The organism is Microbacterium sp. G2-16M, from assembly GCF_055809115.1.
On sequence record NZ_CM147897.1, the window covers coordinates 1,150,788 to 1,170,141 of the forward strand.

Annotated in this window: 16 protein-coding genes and 1 riboswitch; of the genes, 10 read left to right on the top strand and 6 right to left on the bottom strand. The window is 72.2% G+C overall.

The window, feature by feature from the left end; all coding sequences use genetic code 11:
* Positions 1-63 precede the first annotated feature (63 nt).
* Both AC0L6F_RS05590 and AC0L6F_RS05595 read right to left on the bottom strand, forming a co-directional pair.
* Entirely contained in the window at positions 64-2,565 is a 2,502-nt protein-coding gene (locus AC0L6F_RS05590) for an FtsX-like permease family protein (RefSeq protein ID WP_473539484.1), read from the bottom strand.
* Complete coding sequence (locus AC0L6F_RS05595) at positions 2,562-3,320, bottom strand: ABC transporter ATP-binding protein (RefSeq protein ID WP_274637781.1); 759 nt, start codon at positions 3,318-3,320, stop codon at positions 2,562-2,564. Before AC0L6F_RS05595 ends, AC0L6F_RS05590 begins: the two co-directional genes overlap by 4 nt.
* Before the next feature lie 138 nt (positions 3,321-3,458).
* Between AC0L6F_RS05595 and AC0L6F_RS05600 the strand changes: the two genes are divergently transcribed.
* Positions 3,459-4,115: a TetR/AcrR family transcriptional regulator gene (locus AC0L6F_RS05600; RefSeq protein WP_473539485.1), complete on the top strand. Its 657-nt coding sequence runs from the start codon at positions 3,459-3,461 to the stop codon at positions 4,113-4,115.
* Between the two features lie 10 nt (positions 4,116-4,125).
* On the opposite strand, the gene AC0L6F_RS05605 is transcribed toward AC0L6F_RS05600, so the two are convergent.
* Positions 4,126-5,304, bottom strand: coding sequence for an FAD-binding domain (locus tag AC0L6F_RS05605; RefSeq protein ID WP_473539486.1), 1,179 nt, complete (start codon positions 5,302-5,304; stop codon positions 4,126-4,128).
* A gap of 142 nt (positions 5,305-5,446) precedes the next feature.
* On the opposite strand from AC0L6F_RS05605, the gene trpS reads away from it, so the two are divergent.
* The 4 genes from trpS to AC0L6F_RS05625 all read left to right on the top strand — a co-directional run bounded on the left by trpS (position 5,447) and on the right by AC0L6F_RS05625 (position 10,315).
* On the top strand, positions 5,447-6,457 hold the full coding sequence (gene trpS, locus AC0L6F_RS05610; RefSeq protein ID WP_473539487.1) for a tryptophan--tRNA ligase: 1,011 nt from the start codon (positions 5,447-5,449) through the stop codon (positions 6,455-6,457).
* A gap of 74 nt (positions 6,458-6,531) precedes the next feature.
* The gene (locus AC0L6F_RS05615) at positions 6,532-7,089 is read left to right on the top strand and encodes a GNAT family N-acetyltransferase (RefSeq protein ID WP_473539488.1); all 558 of its coding nucleotides are present in this window, start codon (positions 6,532-6,534) and stop codon (positions 7,087-7,089) included.
* Between the two features lie 189 nt (positions 7,090-7,278).
* Entirely contained in the window at positions 7,279-9,402 is a 2,124-nt protein-coding gene (locus tag AC0L6F_RS05620) for a RecQ family ATP-dependent DNA helicase (RefSeq protein WP_473539489.1), read from the top strand.
* Positions 9,403-9,454: 52 nt separating this feature from the next.
* Positions 9,455-10,315: an Fpg/Nei family DNA glycosylase gene (locus tag AC0L6F_RS05625; RefSeq protein WP_473539490.1), complete on the top strand. Its 861-nt coding sequence runs from the start codon at positions 9,455-9,457 to the stop codon at positions 10,313-10,315.
* Between the two features lie 14 nt (positions 10,316-10,329).
* Here the strand turns inward: AC0L6F_RS05625 and glpK are convergent, their stop codons facing one another.
* Positions 10,330-11,874, bottom strand: coding sequence for a glycerol kinase GlpK (gene glpK / locus AC0L6F_RS05630; protein WP_473539492.1), 1,545 nt, complete (start codon positions 11,872-11,874; stop codon positions 10,330-10,332).
* A 26-nt stretch (positions 11,875-11,900) separates the two neighbouring features.
* A complete protein-coding gene (locus tag AC0L6F_RS05635; protein ID WP_473539493.1) occupies positions 11,901-13,664 on the bottom strand; it encodes a glycerol-3-phosphate dehydrogenase/oxidase in 1,764 nt (587 codons plus the stop codon).
* Positions 13,665-13,744: 80 nt separating this feature from the next.
* Positions 13,745-13,904, top strand: a riboswitch (FMN riboswitch).
* 65 nt (positions 13,905-13,969) lie between these two features.
* On the opposite strand from AC0L6F_RS05635, the gene ribD reads away from it, so the two are divergent.
* Genes ribD through ribH form a run of 4 tightly spaced genes read left to right on the top strand, consistent with a single transcriptional unit; the run spans position 13,970 to position 17,429 of the window.
* Complete coding sequence (gene ribD, locus AC0L6F_RS05640) at positions 13,970-15,007, top strand: bifunctional diaminohydroxyphosphoribosylaminopyrimidine deaminase/5-amino-6-(5-phosphoribosylamino)uracil reductase RibD (protein WP_473539494.1); 1,038 nt, start codon at positions 13,970-13,972, stop codon at positions 15,005-15,007.
* Positions 15,008-15,661, top strand: a complete 654-nt coding sequence (locus AC0L6F_RS05645) for a riboflavin synthase (protein ID WP_473539496.1) — start codon at positions 15,008-15,010, stop codon at positions 15,659-15,661.
* A complete protein-coding gene (gene ribA, locus AC0L6F_RS05650; RefSeq protein WP_473539497.1) occupies positions 15,661-16,959 on the top strand; it encodes a GTP cyclohydrolase II in 1,299 nt (432 codons plus the stop codon). The genes AC0L6F_RS05645 and ribA overlap by 1 nt, the downstream gene beginning before the upstream one ends.
* Entirely contained in the window at positions 16,956-17,429 is a 474-nt protein-coding gene (gene ribH / locus AC0L6F_RS05655) for a 6,7-dimethyl-8-ribityllumazine synthase (RefSeq protein WP_473539498.1), read from the top strand. Before ribA ends, ribH begins: the two co-directional genes overlap by 4 nt.
* A gap of 199 nt (positions 17,430-17,628) precedes the next feature.
* Here ribH and AC0L6F_RS05660 read toward each other — a convergent pair whose 3' ends face one another.
* Positions 17,629-18,075: a DUF2269 family protein gene (locus AC0L6F_RS05660; protein WP_473539499.1), complete on the bottom strand. Its 447-nt coding sequence runs from the start codon at positions 18,073-18,075 to the stop codon at positions 17,629-17,631.
* Positions 18,076-18,360: 285 nt separating this feature from the next.
* On the opposite strand from AC0L6F_RS05660, the gene AC0L6F_RS05665 reads away from it, so the two are divergent.
* Positions 18,361-19,260: a hypothetical protein gene (locus AC0L6F_RS05665; RefSeq protein ID WP_473539500.1), complete on the top strand. Its 900-nt coding sequence runs from the start codon at positions 18,361-18,363 to the stop codon at positions 19,258-19,260.
* Positions 19,261-19,354: the final 94 nt, after the last annotated feature.

The window sequence follows — 19,354 nt, forward strand, 5'->3', positions numbered from 1 at the left end:
CAACCGCGATCCGCCGCCGGACAGGCGGAAGGACGCCCTTCTGACCGGGTGCGTCGGGGTGGTCTACTGTCGCGAGCCGATCTCGGCGATGGGCGCGCTGCGCATCGCCGTCCGCGTCGCGATCGCGAGCGATATCAGCCCGATCACGCTCAGCGAGCCGACGATGGCCGCACTCTCCACGAGCGAGATGTCCGGCAGAGGCCGACCCGCGATGCCGAAGCTGATGCCGATCAGCGGCGGCACCGCGATGGCCACCCCGAGCACCGCCGCCAGCACCACGACCATCACGGACTCCGTGCGCATCATCGCCCGCACCTGACGCCGGGTCGCCCCGACCAGCTGCATCAGCGCGAATTCACGCCGCCGCTCCCCCGTCGCCATCACCAGGGTGTTCACCACCGCGATGGCGATGTAGCCGAGGATGACCGCGAGCGCGATCAGGTTGACCAGCGAGTTCGCAGCGCGCGCACCGTCGCCCGCCGCGCGCAGTCCGCTGCGGTCCGCGACGGTGAAGCCGGCGGCATCCAGTGCCGTCTGCACGTGCGCCGTCTGCCCCGGCTGCGCGTCGACGAGTGCATAGTCGCTGAGGCCGGTCGTGGTGTGGGCGCGCAGCGCGGCATTGGTCATCGTCACATCGCCGAACCCCAGCCCCCGGGTGTAGATCGCGACGACCTTCGCTGTGACCGCCGACCCGTCGCCGAGACGCCCCTGCACCGTGTCGCCGAGGCCCACACTCGACGCAAGGGCGGCATCGGAGCTCAAGGCGACGGTGTGCGCGCCGGTCAGCGATTCGATCGATCCGGCCACCACGCCCAGATCCATCGTCGCCGACGTCGCGGCCGGATCGACCCCCTGGACCGAGTACTGCTCGGATGTCGGGTCGCCCAGCTGGACGAAACGGAAGATCATCTCGCTGAGCGCCACGGGGTTCGCGGCCGTCACACCCGACGTCCGCGAGATGGCCGCGAGCGCGTCGGCTCCCAGACCGGATCCGCCGCCGGTCACCATCAGATCGGCCGTCACGCCCGCGTGCGACTGGGTGGCGGCCTCGGCCGCGATGATCGACTGCGTGCCGGCTTGCACCAGGCCGAGGCCGATGCCGAGGGCCAAGGGGACGATCGCTGCGGCCAGTCGCCGCGAGTTGCTGCGCGCATTCGCGGCCGCGAGGAAGGCGGACGGCGACCTCAGGTGCCGCAGCGGCCCGCCGAAGAGCGTGACGGCACCGCGCACGAGGCGAGGACCGAGCAGGCCGACCGCGACGATGAGCAGCAGCGCGGCCGCCACGGGCCCGGCGACGGCGATGGTGCCGGGGACGAACAGCGGAACGGCGCTGAGGAGCACGCCGATGACGGCGAAGACGACGCCGGTGATCAGGCGACCGCGCCCGAGACGGGACGGGGTGGTGGATGCCTCCCGCAACGCTTCGATCGGATTGATGCGCGCCGGGCGCCGAGCCGCGACGGCGGCGGCGAGCTGGGATGCCGCGACCATCACCGCGACGGCGACCAGCGCCGGGAGCGGACCGAACGTCAGGGCGAAGTCCGAGGGGATGACGCCCGCCTGCGCGAAGCCGATCCGCATCGCGCCGGCCAGCAGGAACCCCGGGATCACGCCGGCGAGCGCGCCGGCGCCCGCGACGATCAGGACCTCCTGGGCGACGAGTCGATGGATCTGCAGGGGCGTCGACCCGACGGCGCGCATCAGGGCGAAGTCGCGCCGGCGGCGCTGGATCGACAGCGAGAGCGTGCCGGCGACCACGAACAGCGCGATGAGGATGGCCGTGCCGGCGAATGACGAGCCGATCTCCACCAAGGTTGCTCGTGCGGCACCGGCATCCAGGAACTCGGCGGCGCCGCGGTCGTCGCCCGTGTACGTGACGACGTCGGGCACTCGTGCGCGGATCTGGTCGGCCAGTGCGCGCGGTGGGACGCCCGGGCGGGCGAACACGCCGATGATCTGCACGGCCGCGGCGTTGGACGCCAGTGCCGATGCCGCCGCATCCGTGAGGAAGACGTGCTGGGCGCGCGACGGCTGATCGCCCGTGGTGGCCGCGGCGATCCCGACCACCCGATAGTCGCGGCCGATGCCGCCGTGGGCGAGGACGACCGTCGCCCCGAGCTTCGTGCGCGCCCCCCGGCTGCGGTCGAGGACCACTTCGTCCGCGGCGCGGGGAGCATGCCCCGCGCTGATCCGGTACGGGGTGAGCGCTGCGGCGCTCCAGCCGTGGCCTTCGACCCGAGATCCGGACCAGGTCAGCGGCACGGTCGCGTCCGCGACGACGTGCGCCGTGTCCGGAAGCGACCGAACAGCCCCGACCGCGTCGGCGGGAAGCGGCACGCGCTCGGGAAGCGCGTACGTCGACCCCTCGGGGGTCCGCCACGACTGCTCGGCCCCCACGATCACGTCGGCGGCGGTGTAGCGCTCCGGGACGACCCCGCCGCGTGCGCCGGACTCGATCAGGACGCCGAGCCCGGTCGCCAGCATCGTCGCGGTGAGAACCGCCACGAAGACGCCGGCGAGTGTCCCTCGCTGCTGCCGGATCATCGCCCGGATGAGCGCGTTCACCACGTCCCCCAGGCGGTCATGCGATCGGCGATCTGCTGCGTCGTCGCTCCGACTTCGGAGCCGACGAAGGCGCCGTCGGCGAGGAAGATGACGCGGTCGGCGCGTGCGGCGACGGCCGGGTCGTGCGTGACCATGATGATGGTCTGGTCCAATTCGCGGGTCATCTGCGCGAGCAGGTCGAGCACCTGTCGGCCGGTCCGCGAGTCGAGTGCGCCGGTCGGCTCGTCGGCGAAGACGGCATCCGGTCGTGTGATCAGCGCACGCGCGATCGCCACCCGCTGCTGCTGGCCGCCGGACAGCTCCGCGGGCCGACGCCGTCGAAGCTCGTCGAGGCCGACGGCGCGGATGATGCGGTCCAGCCAGGCGCGCTCCACGCGCCGGCCGGCCAGCAGCAGGGGCAGCGTCACGTTCTGCTCGACCGTCAGCGCGGGAAGGAGGTTGTAGGCCTGGAAGACGAACCCGACATGCGTGCGCCGGAACTTCGCGAGCCGGTTGGCCCGCATCCGCGAGATGTCGGTGTCGCCGATCCAGACCGAGCCGCTCGTGGGGGTGTCCAGGCCGGCGGCGGTGTGCAGGAAGGTGCTCTTGCCCGAGCCGGACGGTCCCATGATGGCGGTGAACGATCCCCGATCCAGGACGAGATCGATGCCGCGCAACGCCACCACCGCCGACGGGCCGGTGCCGTACTGCTTGACGACCGACTCGAGCCGCACGGCGCGGCCGTCGGAATCGGCTCGCGCCGCTGTCACTGTCATGATGACTTCCTTCGTAGCGGTGGTGCGCGGTTTGCGCCCACGTGGTCGATCGAGCACCAACATGAGGCACCCCTCCGACTGTCCGGGTCAAACCGGAGGGATGCCTCATGCATTCCCGAACCGAGGTAGATTTGGTCCATGAGCACGGTCGAAGGCACGCAGCGGCCGCGGCGCCGTGATGCGCAGGAGCGCCGAGACCGCCTCCTGGCCGCGGCCCGGCGCGAGTTCGCCGTGTCCGGAGTGGATGCCTCCCTGGAACGGATCGCTCGCGATGCCGGCGTCGCCATCGGGACCCTCTATCGCCACTTCCCGACCCGCCTGGACCTGCTCCTGGCCGCGCTCGAGCCTCGGCTTCGCGAGTTCGTCGACGGGTCCGAGCGGGCGCTGACGATCGAGGACCCGTGGGAAGGGTTCGCCGCGTATCTGGAGAACCTGTTCCGCGTGCAGGCGGGGGACCGCGGTTTCAACGACTTCCTCTCCCGTCGCTTCCCGGGCAACGCGCACACCGAGCGCATCCACGACGAGATGTGTCGGCAGATCGATGATGTGCTCACGCGGGCCCAGCAGGCAGGCCGGGTGCGCGCCGACCTCAGACGGGCCGACATCGTCACCCTGATCTGGTCGAACGGCCGGATGATCGATGCCACCCGCACCGGAGCGCCCCAGTCCTGGCGGCGTCAGCTGGCTCTCATGCTCGACGCCTATCGGGCCGAGCGGGCCCATCCGCTCCCCGAGCCGCCCCTGTCGGAGGAGCAGCTGTACGACGCGATGGTCCGGCTCAGCACTGAGGGCTGAGCCGCCCGGCTCACGCGGGCGGCGGCGGCAGCTCGATCGGATCGCGCAGGCTCCGGCCCATCACGAGTCCCGCGACGAACGGGATCCCCATGAAGCCGAGCACGGCGTTGCGCAGCATCAGCTGGAGCCGGCTGCGCGGGGCGAAAGCCGATCCCAGCCCGATGGCCGCATCCTGCTTGCCGCGGACGACCGGCGCCAGTCGCCGCTCGGTGGCTGCGAAGGCCGCGGCGTGGTCGCCGTCCGAGCGGGCGAGCTCGGCGGCCAGCACGTACGCCTCGATCATCGCCAGCGCCGATCCCTGCCCGGCCAGCAGCGACGGGCAGGCCGCCGCGTCGCCGATCAGCGCCACCCGGCCGCGGCTCCATGACGGCATCAGAATCTGGCTGGCCCGATCCAGGTAGAACGTGCGGGCGTTCGGCAGCTGGGCGAGGATCGCCGGCACCTCCCAGCCCACGTCGCGCAGCCGCATCCGCAGCAGTTCGTGCTGCGCGGGCAGGTCATCGACCGGCACGGCGCCGTCGTGGCGGAACATGAAGCAGAACATCGTGGTGTCGTCGCGCAGCGCCACCCGCAGCGATTGCACGCCGACTTCGGTGTGCGTGACGGCGACCAGCTCGTCCCGCGGCCGATAGCCGTGGACGTCGAACACGCCGACGGCGATGCCGAGGTCGCGCTCGTAGTCCTGCTCCGGTCCGAACGCCAGCGTGCGCACCCGGGAATGCAGTCCGTCCGCCCCCACCACGAGGTCGAAATCGCGGGTCCCGCCGCGCTCGAATCGGACGTGGACCCGGTCGCCGTCGTCGTCGAGGGCCCGCACGGTGTCGTCGAAGATGGTCTCCACCTGTCCGTCCAGCGCTTCGTGGATGGCTGACGCGAGGTCCGAGCGCGCGATGCTGACGTAGCGTCCTCCGGCCATGTCCACGAGGCGGAGCGGATCGAAGTGGGCGCGCCGTCTGCCGTCGGCGGAGACTTCGCGCATCTCCTCCATCCGGTAGCCCAGCTCCATCAGCCGGGGGACGATGCCCATCCGCTCGGCGACGTCGAAGCCGGATCCCCAGAAATCGAGCAGATAGCCGCCTTCCCGCGGTCGCGGCGCGCGCTCGAGCAGCGTCGGCTCGTGTCCGGACCTGCGCAGCCAGTAGGCCAGGGTGGGGCCGGCGATACCCGCTCCGACGATCAGCACCTTCACTCGGATCACCTCTTAGACCAACGGTTCGACCGATGGTCTAAGAATAGCTCCGCCCGGCGGCGAGCGCCACGGGGGGCCGGGCTCCGGACGCGTCCCGGACCGCATGGCAGAGGGCGCAGCATCCGCTCAATAGACTTGTGTGGTGAACAAGCCCCGTCTCTACTCAGGAATGCAGCCGTCGGCCGACTCCCTCCAGGCCGGAAACTACATCGGGGCCCTGCTGCAATGGCGCACCCTGCAGGACACCTACGACGCGTTCTTCTCGGTGGTCGACCTGCACGCCATCACCCAGCCGAACGACCCGGCCGAGCTGCGGGCCAAGACGCGGCGCACCGCCGCGCAGTACATCGCCGCCGGCATCGAGCCGTCGCGGTCGACGCTGTATGTGCAGTCGCACGTGCCCGCGCACGCCGAGCTGACCTGGATCCTGTCCACGATCACCGGGTTCGGCGAGGCCGGCCGGATGACCCAGTTCAAGGACAAGTCGCAGCGGTACGGGGCCGACCAGACCACGGTCGGACTCTTCACCTACCCGGTCCTGATGGCCGCCGACATCCTGCTGTACCAGACCGACATCGTGCCGGTCGGCGAGGATCAGAAGCAGCACGTCGAGCTCACCCGCGACCTCGCGGAGCGCTTCAACACGCGCTACGGCCGGGCGTTCGAGGTGCCGACGCCGGTGATCCAGAAGGACACCGCCCGCATCTACGACCTGCAGAACCCGACCGCGAAGATGTCGAAGTCCGCTGAATCGGATGCCGGGGTGCTGTGGCTGCTGGATGACCCGAGCGCCTCGGCCAAGAAGGTCATGCGCGCGGTGACCGACTCGGAGGGCTCGGTCCGCTACGACCGCGAGAACAAGCCGGGCGTCTCGAACCTGCTGGTGATCTATGCCGCCCTGACCGGCCGGCAGATCCCCGCGATCGAGGACGAGTACGCCGGCCGCGGCTACGGCGACTTCAAGAAGGGCCTGGCCGAGGTCGTGGTGGACGAGTTCGGGCCGGTGCGCGAGCGCGCGCTGGCGCTGCTGGACGACCCGGCCGAGCTCGACCGCGCACTGGCCGCCAACGCCGCGCGGGCGTCCGAGGTGGCCGAGCGCACCCTGGCCGACGTGTACGAGAAGGTCGGTCTGCTTCGTCGCGTCGTGCTCTGACCCCGGCATCCTGCCGCGCCTCGGCGTGGCGTCGGCGTGAGGTCGGCGTGGCGTCGGGCCGTTAGCCTGAATGGATGGAACCGATCGTCCTGCGCACCGCGCGCCTCGAACTCGCCCCGCCCTCCCTCGCCGACGCCGCGGCGATCACGGCGGCGGCGCAGGATCCCGAGGTGCCGCGCTGGACCACGCTGCCGTCGCCGTACACGCGCGAGCACGCGGAGGAGTTCATCGAGCATGCCGCGCACGGGTGGGATGCCGGAACCGAGCTGAACTGGGCGATCCGGCGCGACGGCGTCTGGATCGGGATGCTGGGGCTCGCGCACCTCGAGCGCGGTCAGGCCGCCGAGATCGGATACTGGATGGCAGCATCCGCTCGCGGCCAGGGGCTGCTGACCGAGGCCGCGCGCGCGGTCATCGACGTCGGCTTCGCTCAGCTGGAGCTGGCACGGATCGAATGGCGCGCGGTCGTGGGAAACGTCCCGTCGGCGCGCACGGCGCGCGGCCTCGGCTTCCGGTACGAGGGGATGCTGCGGCGGGGCCTGTCCGATGTGCGCGGTCGGCACGACGGCTGGATCGCCGCGCTGCTGTCCGGCGACGACCGGACCCCGGTCGACTGGCCCGTCCTGCCCTGACGTCTCTGCCCTGGCCTCTCGCCCGGGACGTCTCGCCCTGGAGGTCTGGCGCGGTGGCACCCGTCACCATCCGGTGAGCCGTCAGAAGTGGTCGGAATCGCCGCGAAGATTCCGACCGTTTCTGCCGAGTCATGCTTCGACGGGGATCGACGGCGAGGGGATGTCGGCCGCGCATGGCACGCTGGAGGGATGGCCGACGCACCCGACGACACCGCACTGCGGGCCGAGGCGCTGGAGGTGCTGCGCACCCTCGTCGGCGCGCCGACCGCCGACTTCCACGCTGGGCAGTTCGAGGCGATCGCCGCGCTGGTGCGCGACCGGCGCCGGACGCTGGTGGTGCAGCGCACCGGGTGGGGCAAGTCCGCCGTCTACTTCGTCGCCACCCTGCTGATGCGCCGACGCGGTGCCGGACCGACGATCATCGTCTCGCCGCTGCTCGCGCTGATGCGCGACCAGGTGCAGGCCGCCGCCCGCGCCGGAGTGCGCGCGGTGTCGATCAACTCGGCGAATCCGACCGAGTGGGCGCAGGTGAGGGCCGCGCTCGAGGCGGACGAGGTCGACGTCCTGCTGGTCTCGCCGGAGCGGCTGAACAACCCCGGCTTCCGCGACGAGCAGCTGCCGGCACTCGTGCGCCGGATGGGGATGCTGGTGATCGACGAGGCGCATTGCATCTCGGACTGGGGTCACGACTTCCGCCCTGACTACCGGCGCCTGCGCGAGCTGGCGGCGACGCTTCCGTCCGGCGTCCCGGTGCTGGCGACCACCGCCACGGCCAACGCCCGGGTCGTCACCGACGTCGCGGAGCAGCTGGGCGGTGCGGGGCACGAGGTGCTCACCATCCGCGGCACGCTGGCCCGGTCGTCGCTGCGGCTGGGCGTGCTGCGACTGCCCGCCGATGCCGCTCGCCTCGGCTGGCTGATCGCGCACCTGCGCGACCTGCCCGGCAGCGGCATCATCTACACCCTGACGGTGGCGGCCGCCGACGACACCGCCGCTGCGCTGCGCGAGGCGGGGTACGACGTCCGCGCGTACACCGGCCGGACCGAGACGGCCGAGCGCGAGGACGCCGAGAACGCCCTGAAGGCGAACACGGTCAAGGCGCTCGTGGCCACCAGCGCCCTGGGCATGGGGTTCGACAAGCCCGATCTCGGGTTCGTCGTGCATCTGGGGGCGCCCTCCTCCCCCGTCGCCTACTACCAGCAGGTCGGCCGCGCGGGGCGCGCCACCGAGAACGCCGACGTGCTGCTGCTGCCCGGCCGCGAGGATCCGGCGATCTGGAGCTATTTCGCGCACGCCTCGATGCCGACCCCGCAACGCGTCACGCAGGTGCTCGAGGCCCTGGCCGGCGCGGACAGGCCCCTGTCCACCGCGGCGCTGGAGACCCGCGCCGACCTGAAGCGGTCCACGCTCGAGGTGCTCCTGAAGGTGCTCGACGTCGACGGCGCGGTGCGCCGTGTGCAGGGCGGATGGGTCGCCACCGGCGCCGATTGGACGTACGACCACGCGCGCTACGACCGCATCGGCCAGGCGCGGCAGGACGAGGCCGCCGCGATGCTCGCGTACGAGACCACCGACGGATGCCGGATGCAGTTCCTGCAGTCCGCCCTCGACGACCCCGACGCCCAGCCCTGCGGACGCTGCGACCGCTGCGCCGGCGGCTGGTACCCGGTCGAGGTGCCGGCGGATGCGGCGACCGCGGCATCCGCCACCCTCGACCGCGTCGGGGTCGAGCTCGCACCCCGCTCGCTGTGGCCGACCGGGATGGCAGCTCTCGGCATCCCGGTGTCCGGCCGGATCGCGGCCGGACGCAACCTCTCGCCCGGTCGCTCGCTCGCCCGCCTCACCGACCTCGGCTGGGGCAACCGCATGCGCGAGCTGTTCGCGACCGGGGCACCGGACGCGCCGGTCGACTCGGCGCTCGTGCAGGCGTGCACGCGGGTGCTCGCCGAATGGGAGTGGGAGCTGCGGCCCGCCGCGGTCGTGTCGATGCCCTCCCGCAGCCGGCCCGCGCTCATCGCCTCGCTCGCACAGGCACTCGCCGGCATCGGCCGCCTGCCGTACCTGGGTGCGCTGGACGCGGTCGACGACGGGCCCCGCGGCGAACCCGGCGGCAACAGCGCCTATCGGCTCGCCGCCGTGTGGGGCCGCTTCGCGGTGCCGGATGCCGCGGCCACCGCGCTCGCCTCGCTCGGCGGACCCGTGCTGCTGGTGGACGACGTGGCCGACAGCCGCTGGTCGCTCACGGTCGCGGCCGGGGCGCTGCACGATGCCGGTGCGGCCGGCGTGCTGCCGTTCACCCTGGCGCAGCGCTGACGCCCGCCGAGCCGCCCCACCGGACGTCGGGCGCAGGTGGCAGGATGGCTCCATGCCGGAGATGCCCGAGGTGCAGGGTCTGGCCGATTTCCTCGACGGCCGCATCACCGGCGTGCGCATCGTCCGCGCCACGGTCGCCAACATCGCGGCGCTGAAGACCTACGACCCGCCGATCGAGGCGCTGCGCGAGGCATCCGTGACCGGCGTCAGCCGACATGGCAAGTTCATCGACATCGCCACGGACGCCGGCCATCTCGTCTTCCATCTCGCCAAGGCGGGCTGGCTGCGCTGGTACGACACCCTTCCGTCGACGATCATCCGGCCGGGACGGACGCCGATCGCGCTGCGGGTCGCGCTGTCGGACGGCTCGGGGTTCGACCTGACCGAGGCCGGCACGAAGAAGTCGCTCGCCGTCTACGTCGTCCGGGCACCGGAGGACGTGCCCGGGATCGCCCGGCTGGGTCCGGATCCGCTCGATCCGGCGTTCACCCGCGACGTGTTCACCGGCCTGCTGGCCGGCAAGCGCACCCAGATCAAGGGGCTGCTGCGCGACCAGGCCGTGATCGCCGGGATCGGCAACGCCTACTCGGACGAGATCCTGCATGCCGCGCGCATGTCGCCGTACGCCCTGGCGGCGGGTCTCGGCCCGGACGACGTCGATCGCCTGTATGGGGCGATGATCGAGACCCTGACGGATGCCGTGGCCACCGCATCCGGCAAGCCACCCGCCGATCTGAAGGACGCGAAGCGCCGCGGCATGCGCGTGCACGCGCGGCGCGGCGAGGCCTGCCCGGTCTGCGGTGACACGGTGCGCAGCGTGTTCTTCGCCGACCGCAGCCTGGAGTACTGCCCGACCTGCCAGACCGGCGGCAAGCCGCTCGCCGACCGACGGCTGTCGCGGCTGCTGAAATAGCCGCGACCGGGCGATCACGTGTCGTGCGTGCCCATCAGCGTGCGGGCATCGTCATCCACCCAGTCCAGCGACTTCGACACCGCCTTCTGCCACATCCGGTAGCGCCGCTCGCGCTCGTCGGCGTCCATCGTCGGCTCGAACCGGCGGTCCTCCTGCCAGAGCGCGCGCAGCTCGTCGAAGCCCGACCACACTCCGGTGGCCAGGCCCGCCGCGTACGCGGCGCCGAGCGCCGTGGTCTCGACCACCCGGGGGCGCACGACCGGCAGCCCGAGGATGTCGGCCTGGAACTGCATCAGCGTGTCGTTGCGGGTCATGCCGCCGTCCACCCGCAGATCCGGCAGTGTCTGCCCGGTGTCGCCGACCACCGCCTCGATCACGTCCCGCGTCTGGAACGCGGTGGATTCCAGCGCGGCCCGGGCGATGTGCGCCTTGTTCACGTACCGGGTGAGCCCCACCAGGGCTCCCCGCGCATCCGGCCGCCAGTACGGCGCGAACAGCCCCGAGAACGCGGGCACGAAGTAGGCGCCGCCGTTGTCGTCGACGGTGGCGGCGAGGGTCTCCACATCCTCGGAGCGCGAGATGATGCCGAGGTTGTCGCGCAGCCACTGCACCAGCGATCCGGTCACGGCGATCGACCCCTCCACCGCGTACCGGGCCGGCTCGTCGCCGCACCGGTAGGCGACCGTGGTGATCAGGCCGTGCTCGCTGCGCACCATCTCCTCACCGGTGTTCACGATCAGGAAGTTGCCGGTGCCGTACGTGTTCTTCGACTCGCCCACCTCGAACGCGGCCTGCCCGAACGTGGCCGCCTGCTGATCCCCGAGGATCCCGGCGATCGGGATGCCGCGGGCCACGCTGGGCAGCTGCGCCTCGCCGACGACCTGGGACGACGAGCGGATGTCGGGGAGCATGGCGCGCGGGATGTCCCAGACCTGCAGCATCCGATCGGACCAGTCGAGGCGCTCGAGGTCCATCAGCAGGGTGCGTGAGGCGTTCGTGACATCGGTGACGTGCACGCCGCCGCGCGCGCCGCCGGTGAGGTTCCAGATCACCCACGTGTCCGGGGTGCCGAAGAGCAGGTCGCCGGCCTCGGCCGCCTCGCGCGCGCCGGGCACGGTGCGCAGGATCCAGGCGATCTTGGAGGCCGAGAAGTAGGTCGCCAGCGGAAGCCCGGTCACGTCGGCGAACCGCTGGGTGCCGGCCGGGTCGTCGGCGGCGAGCGCGTCGATGCGCTCCTGCGTGCGGGTGTCCTGCCAGACGATCGCGTTGCAGATCGGGCGGCCGGTGCGACGGTCCCAGACGATCGCGGTCTCGCGCTGGTTGGTGACCCCGATGCCGGCGACCTCGCGGGCGGTCAGCCGGGCGCGGCTGAGCGCGTGCGAGACGACCCACTCGGTGTTCGTCCAGATCTCGACCGGGTCGTGCTCCACCCATCCCGCGTGCGGGAAGATCTGCTCGTGCTCGCGCTGGGCGACCGCGACGATCTGCCCCTGCGCGTCGAACACGATCGCCCGGGTCGAGGTCGTCCCCTGGTCGATCGCCAGGACATGTCCGGCCACGCTGCCTCCTTCGCCGATCCGTCAGGTCAGGCTATCGCGGGCTCGCCCTCCGCCCCGGCGCCGGTGGCCGGCGACGGCGTGGCCGCGTGCACGGCCGCGACGGCCCGGGCCACCTCGGCATCGCAGGCCGCGGCATCCCACCCCAGCACCGGCGCGACGGCGTCGGCCACCTCGCGCGCGGCGTCCTCGCTCGCCTGCCCGGTGAACGCGATGCTCGTGCGGCGCATCAGCAGGTCCTCGAGGTGGTGCACGGCCTCGGTGCGGGCCAGGTGGCGCAGCTCGCCGGTGCTGTACTCGGCGACGGCGCGCAGCGCGTCGTCGTCGGGGTCGCCGCCGATCGCGGCGATCACGTCGGCCGCGATCGTCCCGTAACGCGACAGCAGCACCCCGGCCCGCACCGGGCCCACCGCCGTCCCGTGGTCGGCGATCCACTGCTGCCGGGCGCGCTCGGTGACCGGGAACCCGCGGCCGCCGCCGATCGGCAGCCCCCGGGTCGACCGTCGGCGCGGCCACCCGAGCGCCTGCAGCGTGCGATCGGTCAGGTGCTCCGCGGATGCCCGGAAGGTGGTCCACTTTCCGCCGACGAGACTCAGGATCGCAGCATCCGCCCGGCCGGGCAGCCGCTCCTGCTCGATCCGGTAGTCGCGCGAGACGAACCCGGGGGCCAGGTCGCCATGGCCGGGCAGCGGGCGCACGCCGGCATAGCGGTAGACGATCTGGTCGCGGGCGACCGGGATGCCGGGCAGCACGTGCGCGATCAGCCCGAGGAAGTAGTCGACCTCGGCGTCGGTGCACACGATCGGGTCGGCCATGTCGTGCTCGAGATCGGTGGTGCCCACCAGCACCCGCCCCTTCAGCGGGTAGATGAGCACGATCCGTCCGTCGCGGTGCTCGAAGAACAGCTCCCGGCCGCCGGTGGCCGCGAGCAGATCGGGGTGGTCCAGGACGATGTGCGAGCCCTTCGTGCCGCCCATGTAGCGGGTGGGCTCACGCAGCTCGGCGTTGGTCAGGTCGACCCACGGGCCGGTCGCATTGACGACGACGGATGCCGTGAACCGCACCTCGTCGCCGGTGTCGGCATCGCGCAGCACGACGCGGCCGTCGTCGAGGCCGACCGCCGCGGTGTAGTTGGCCGCGCGGGCGCGGTCCGCCCCGCCCTCCGCCGCGCGGGCCGAGGCCACGCCGTCGCGCAGCACGTCCAGCGCGAGCCGCTCGGGGTCGCGCAGCGACGCATCCCAGTACGTCGCCGTGTACTTCACCTCGGGGTTCAGGTGCGGCATCCGCCGCAGCGAGCCCCTCCGCCCGTGGAACGCGTGCCGCGGCACCCGGCCGCCGCCGCGCGAGAACGAGTCGTAGATCACGAGGCCGATCTTGATCAGCACGGCACCGCGCTCGCGCGGCGCCCCCACGCCATGGCGCAGGAACCTCAACGGTGCGGAGAGCACGCCGGAGAACGTGGAGAAGATCGGGATCGTGGTCTGCAGCGGCCGCACGTAGTGCGGCGCGGTGCGCAGCAGCATGTTGCGCTCGGTGACCGCCTCGTGCACGAGCCGGAACTCGCCGTTCTCCAGGTAGCGGATGCCGCCGTGGATCATGTGGCTGGAGGCCGCAGAGGCGCCCCCGGCGAAGTCCCCACGCTCGACCAGGGCGACATCCACACCCTGCAGGGCGAGGTCGCGGAAGGTCGCGATGCCGTTGATGCCGCCGCCGACCACCAGCACGTCCGCGTACGGCCGCGCCCGCAACCGCGCGAACCCGTCCCGATCCAGCGTTCCCGTGCCGTCGTCCATGCGTCCCCCTGCCTCCAGGCTATGTCGGTCTGAGGCGGGAATGATCCAGGTGCACGCGCGTTGGGTAGACTCGGAGCGTTAACGTGCTCCGGGGTCGGTGAGAATCCGAACCGGCGGTGACAGTCCGCGAGCCGCGGACGCGCATCCTCGAGATGCCGACGCGGTTGACCCGGTGCAATTCCGGGACCGACGGTGATGCGATGGTCCGCCATCGCGAGTCCGGATGGGAGGCAGCACGCGCAGCGCATCATTCGATGTGCTGCCGCCGCCCGTCCCCGGAGCCACCAGGCCAATCGGGAGTGCGGATGCCGGCGAGCAGGATCGAGCAGGACGCCATGCGTCGTGCGCTCGAACTCGCCCGGCGCGGCCCCCGCGGCGTGAACCCGCAGGTGGGTGCGGTCATCCTCTCCCCGGACGGGCGGATCCTCGCCGAAGGCTGGCATCACGGCGCCGGCACCCCGCACGCCGAGGTCGACGCGCTGTCCCACCTGCAGCCCGGACAATCCCGCGGGGCCACCGCGGTGGTCACCCTCGAGCCGTGCAACCACACCGGCCGCACCGGCCCGTGTGCGCTCGCCCTGATCGAGGCCGGCGTCGCCCGCGTCGTGTTCAGCGCCGAGGATCCCGGCCTCCGCTCCGGCGGCGGTGCCGCCCGGCTGCGCGCCGCGGGGGTGGATGTCTCCGGCGGCGTGCTCGTCGACGACGGCGTCGCCCTGATCGAGGACTGGCTGATCGCGACCCGGCTGGGCCGTCCGTTCATCACGGTGAAGTGGGCGCAGAGCCTGGACGGCCGGGCCGCGGCATCCGACGGCACGAGCCGGTGGATCACCGGACCGGCCGCGCGCGCCGACGTGCACGAGCGGCGCGGCGCCTCCGACGCGATCCTCGTCGGCACCGGCACCGTGCTGGCCGACGACCCCGCCCTCACCGCCCGCACCCGTGACGGCCGACTGACCGACGACCAGCCCGTCCCGGTCGTGCTGGGCACGCGCCCGATCCCGGCGGACGCGGCCGTGCACCGGCATCCGCACCCCCCGCTGTTCTACGACGACCTGCGCGCCGCCGTCGACGACCTGCACGCCCGCGGCATGCACCGGCTGTTCGTGGAGGGCGGCCCCACGGTCGCCAGCGCGTTCCTGCGCGCCGGACTGGCCGACGAGGTCCTCGCGTACACCGCACCGGTCCTGCTCGGCGGCGACCGGATGGCGATCACCGACGTCGGCGTGGACACCATCGCGGCGGCACGCCGATTGCGCGTGACGTCGATCGAGAAGCTCGGCGACGACCTGCTGATCGTCGCGCACCCCCGCCCGGACGCGCCCCGGGCCGAAAGGAGATCGTAGATGTTCACCGGAATCATCGAGGAGATCGGGCAGATCACCGCCGTCGAACCGGCCGGTGACGGCACCCGTCTCACGGTGCACGCCCCGACCGCCGTCACCGACGCGGGGCACGGCGACTCCATCGCGGTGTCGGGGGTGTGTCTGACGGTCGTCGACCGCGGCACGGACTGGTTCACCGCCGACGTGATGCGCCAGACGCTGGACATGTCGACCCTGGACGAGGCGGCCACCGGCCGGCGGGTGAACATCGAGCGCGCCCTCACCGCCGACGACCGCCTCGGCGGCCACATCGTGCAGGGCCACATCGACGGCACCGGCGAGATCCTCGACGTGCGACCGGGCGAGGGGTGGCGGGTGCTGCGGATCGGGATGCCGGCGGCCCTGGCCGACCTCGTCGTCGACAAGGGGTCGATCGCGGTGGACGGCGTCTCGCTCACGGTGAGCGCGGCGAGCCCCGCCACGGCCGCCGAGCCCTGGTTCGAGGTGTCACTGATCCCCGAGACCCTCGAGGCGACCACCCTCGGCGAGCGCGCACCCGGCGAGCGCGTGAACCTCGAGACCGACATCCTGGCCCGGCACGTGCGACGCCTGCTGGCCTTCTCCCCGACCGCGGCCGTCCCCGCCGCATCCGCATCGACCGAAGGGGTCGCATGATGAGCCTGTCCACCATCCCCGAAGCGCTGGAGAGCCTGCGCGCGGGCCGCCCGGTGCTCGTCGCCGACGACGAGAACCGCGAGAACGAGGGCGACGTCATCCTGTCGGCCCAGCTGGCGACGCCCGAATGGCTCGCCTGGACGATCCGCTACTCCAGCGGCTACCTGTGCGCACCGATGCCCGCCGAGTGGGCCGACCGGCTCGATCTGCCGCCGATGGTCGCGCACAACGAGGACTCGCGCGGCACCGCCTACACGGTGAGCGTGGACGCCGCCGACCGCATCTCGACCGGGATCAGCGCCGCCGACCGCGCGCACACGCTGAACGTGCTCGCCAACGCGGAGGCCACGCCCGCGTCGGTGATCCGCCCCGGGCACGTGCTGCCGCTGCGCGCGGTGGACGGCGGCGTGCGCGAGCGCAGCGGCCACACCGAGGCGGCCGTCGACCTGATGCGGCTGGCGGGGCTGACCCCGGTCGGCGCGATCGCCGAGGTCGTCGCCGACGACGGCGGCATGATGCGACTGCCCGGACTCATCGAGATGGGCGAGCGCGAGAACATCCCGGTGATCACCATCGAGCAGCTGATCGCGTACCTGGACGAGCACGAGCCGCGCACCGAGCCGCCGGCGCACAAGCGCCGCGTGAGCCTGCGGGCCGAGGCATCCGTCCCCACCGCGCACGGACGGTTCCGGTTCCTGGCGTACAAGGACCGGATCACCGGCACCGACCACCTGGCTCTGGTCTCGGGCGACCTGTCCGACGAGGCGCCGCTGGTGCGGGTGCATTCGGAGTGCCTGACCGGCGAGGCGTTCGGATCGCTGAAGTGCGAGTGCGGCCCGCAGCTGCAGGCGGCCCTGGATGCCGTCGCCGCCGAGGGCGGAGTGGTCGTCTACATGCGCGGCCACGAGGGACGCGGCATCGGACTGATCAACAAGCTGCGCGCGTACAGCCTGCAGGAGGGCGGACTGGACACGGTCGACGCGAACCTGGCCCTGGGCCTGCCCGCCGACGCCCGCGACTATGCCGCCGCGGCGGGCATCCTCGCCGACCTGGGCGTGCAGCGGGTGCGGCTGCTGACCAACAATACCGACAAGGTGACGCAGCTGCGCGCGCTGGGCCTGGACATCGTCGAGCAGGTGCCGCTGCTGGTCGGCGTCGGGCCGAACAACCACCAGTACTTGGAGACCAAGCGCGACCGGATGGGCCACATCATCGACGCGGACGACCTGGCCGAGGCGCTGGCCGGGATGCATGGGTCGGACGGCGATGCGCCGCAGCACGAGGGAGCGAACGCGTGAGCGGAACGGGAGCGCCCTCGGCGCGGCCGGTGGACGGGACCGGGCTGGACGTCGTGGTGATCGCGGCGGCCTGGCACGAGACGATCATGGACGGGCTCATCGCCGGGGCGCAGCGCACGCTGGATGCGGCCGGCGCCGCGCACCGGCTGGTGCGCGTGCCGGGATCGTTCGAGCTCGCGGTGGCGGCGCAGGCCGCGTTCGCCGGCGGTGCGGATGCGGCGGTCGCGCTGGGCGTGATCATCCGCGGCGGCACCCCGCACTTCGAGTACGTCTCGGCGGCGACCACGGACGGCTTGAATCGCGTCGCGCTGGATGCCGGCCGTCCGGTCGGCTTCGGGGTGCTGACGTGCGACGACGAGCAGCAGGGGCTGGACCGCGCCGGCCTCCCCGGATCACAGGAGGACAAGGGCGCCGAGGCCGCCGAGGCCGCGATGCGGATGGTCGGTGTGCTGCGCGGGCTGCGCGGCTGAGCCTGCCTGGTTGATCCTGCATGGTTGAGCCTGTGCAGTCGAGGTCTCATCGGTCGAGGTCTCATCGCCGGTCGAGGCCATCCGGCCGCGCCCGGTCGAGAATCGCCGAGACCGGGGATCCTCCGCCAGACCAAGGGCATCCCCGTCGGTCTGACGAGGATGCCCCGGTCTCAGCGTCCGGCGGCGCCGGTGCCGCGCGTCAGGGCTTCCAGATCATCAGCACGACCACCACGAGCAGCAGCAGCGTGGCGATGCCGCTGCTGCCGGCGATCGCGCCGTAGCCGGCCGGCTTGGCCGCAGCATCCGCGCCCGCGGCCTCGGCCTGGTCCGCCGCCTTGTTCATCTGGGGCACCACGACGAAGACGGTGAGCACGAACGCGATCACGTAGGCGATGATCGACCACAGGATCCACGGGGTGGTGAAGCTCAGGTTGTACTCCTTGGGCGCCATCCCCATCGCGCCGAAGCCGAAGATGAAGGTCAGCAGCGACAGCCAGGAGAAGAGCACGGTCGACTTGGCCAGCGACCGCGCCTGGCCGGCGTTCCCGGAGCGGAGCGTACGCAGCCCGGTCATCGGGATGATCGCCATCGGACCGACGATGAAGACGGCGCTGGCGACGTGCAGGATGCTCATGACAGTGTCCATGCCCCAAGCTTACGTCACACTGAAGGTGCCCGCCGCCCCTCCCGTCTCCCGTCCCCGTCTCCCGTCCCCGTCTCCCGTCCCTATTCCCGTCCCGTCCCTATTCCCGTCCCGTCCCTATTCCCGTCCCGTCCCTATTCCCGTCCCGTCCGTGAGCCGTCAGAAGTGGTCGGAATCACACGCGGGATTCCGACCGGTTCTGACGAGTCACATCCGGGGGCGGATGCCGGCGGCCGGCGCTGTGGATAACTTCGACGCGGGTGAGGGGCGACGCGACATGCTGGGGGGATGCCCCGGCGTCCCGCTCCTCTTCCCGATCCCTTCCCCGGGCGGTCGTTCTCGGTCGCGACCGCACGTGCCCACGGCATCCCGCGCGGCCGCACGCGGGCGCAGGATCTCACCCGCCCGCACCGCGGCGTCCGGTCGCCCGCCGGCGTGGCGCTGCCCTTCGGGCACGAATGCGCGGCGCTGCAGACGCGGCTGCCGGCATCGGCCGCGTTCAGCCACGTGACGGCCGCCCGGCTGCACGATCTGCCGCTGCCGCTCGCGCTGGAGAGCGCGGATGTCTTCGACGTGATGGTGCCTCGCGGGCGGGCGCCGCGCGGCAAGCGGGTGCGCGGCCACGAGTCGGCGTTCGACGAGAAGGACGCCGACACGCGGACGCGCGTGCCCGCCACCACACCGGAGCGCACGTTCTGCGACCTCGCATCGATGCTCACCCTCGCCCAGCTCGTTGCCGTCGGCGATGTGATCGTGCGCCGGGACGGGTCGTCCGCGCGCACACGACTGACGGCGGCGGTCGCGTCCCATCCGCGCCGCACGTACCGGCGACGGCTCCTTCGGGCTCTGCAGCTGCTCGACCCGAAGTCCGAATCGCCGAAGGAGTCCGAGCTGCGCGTATTGATCATCGAGGCCGGTTTCGCTCCGCCCGCGGTGAACCGGGACGTGGTCGACGGCGATGCGGCGTTCGTCGCCCGCGTCGACCTCGCATATCCCGACCTGAAGATCGCGATCGAGTACGAGGGCGACCAGCACCGCGAAGACCGGACCCAGTGGCGGAAGGACCTGGCGCGCCGCCGCCGTCTGGAGGCGCTCGGATGGGTCTATCTCGCCGTCACCCAGGCCGACCTCGACGATCCCGAGGACTTCCTCGCCGACCTGCGCACCGCCCTGGCCCGCCGGTCGTGACTGCCCTGTCGTAACTCGTCAGAAACGGTCGGTATCGCCGCACGAATTCCGACCACAACTGACGAGTCACGGACGGGGATGCCGGGGTGAGGGC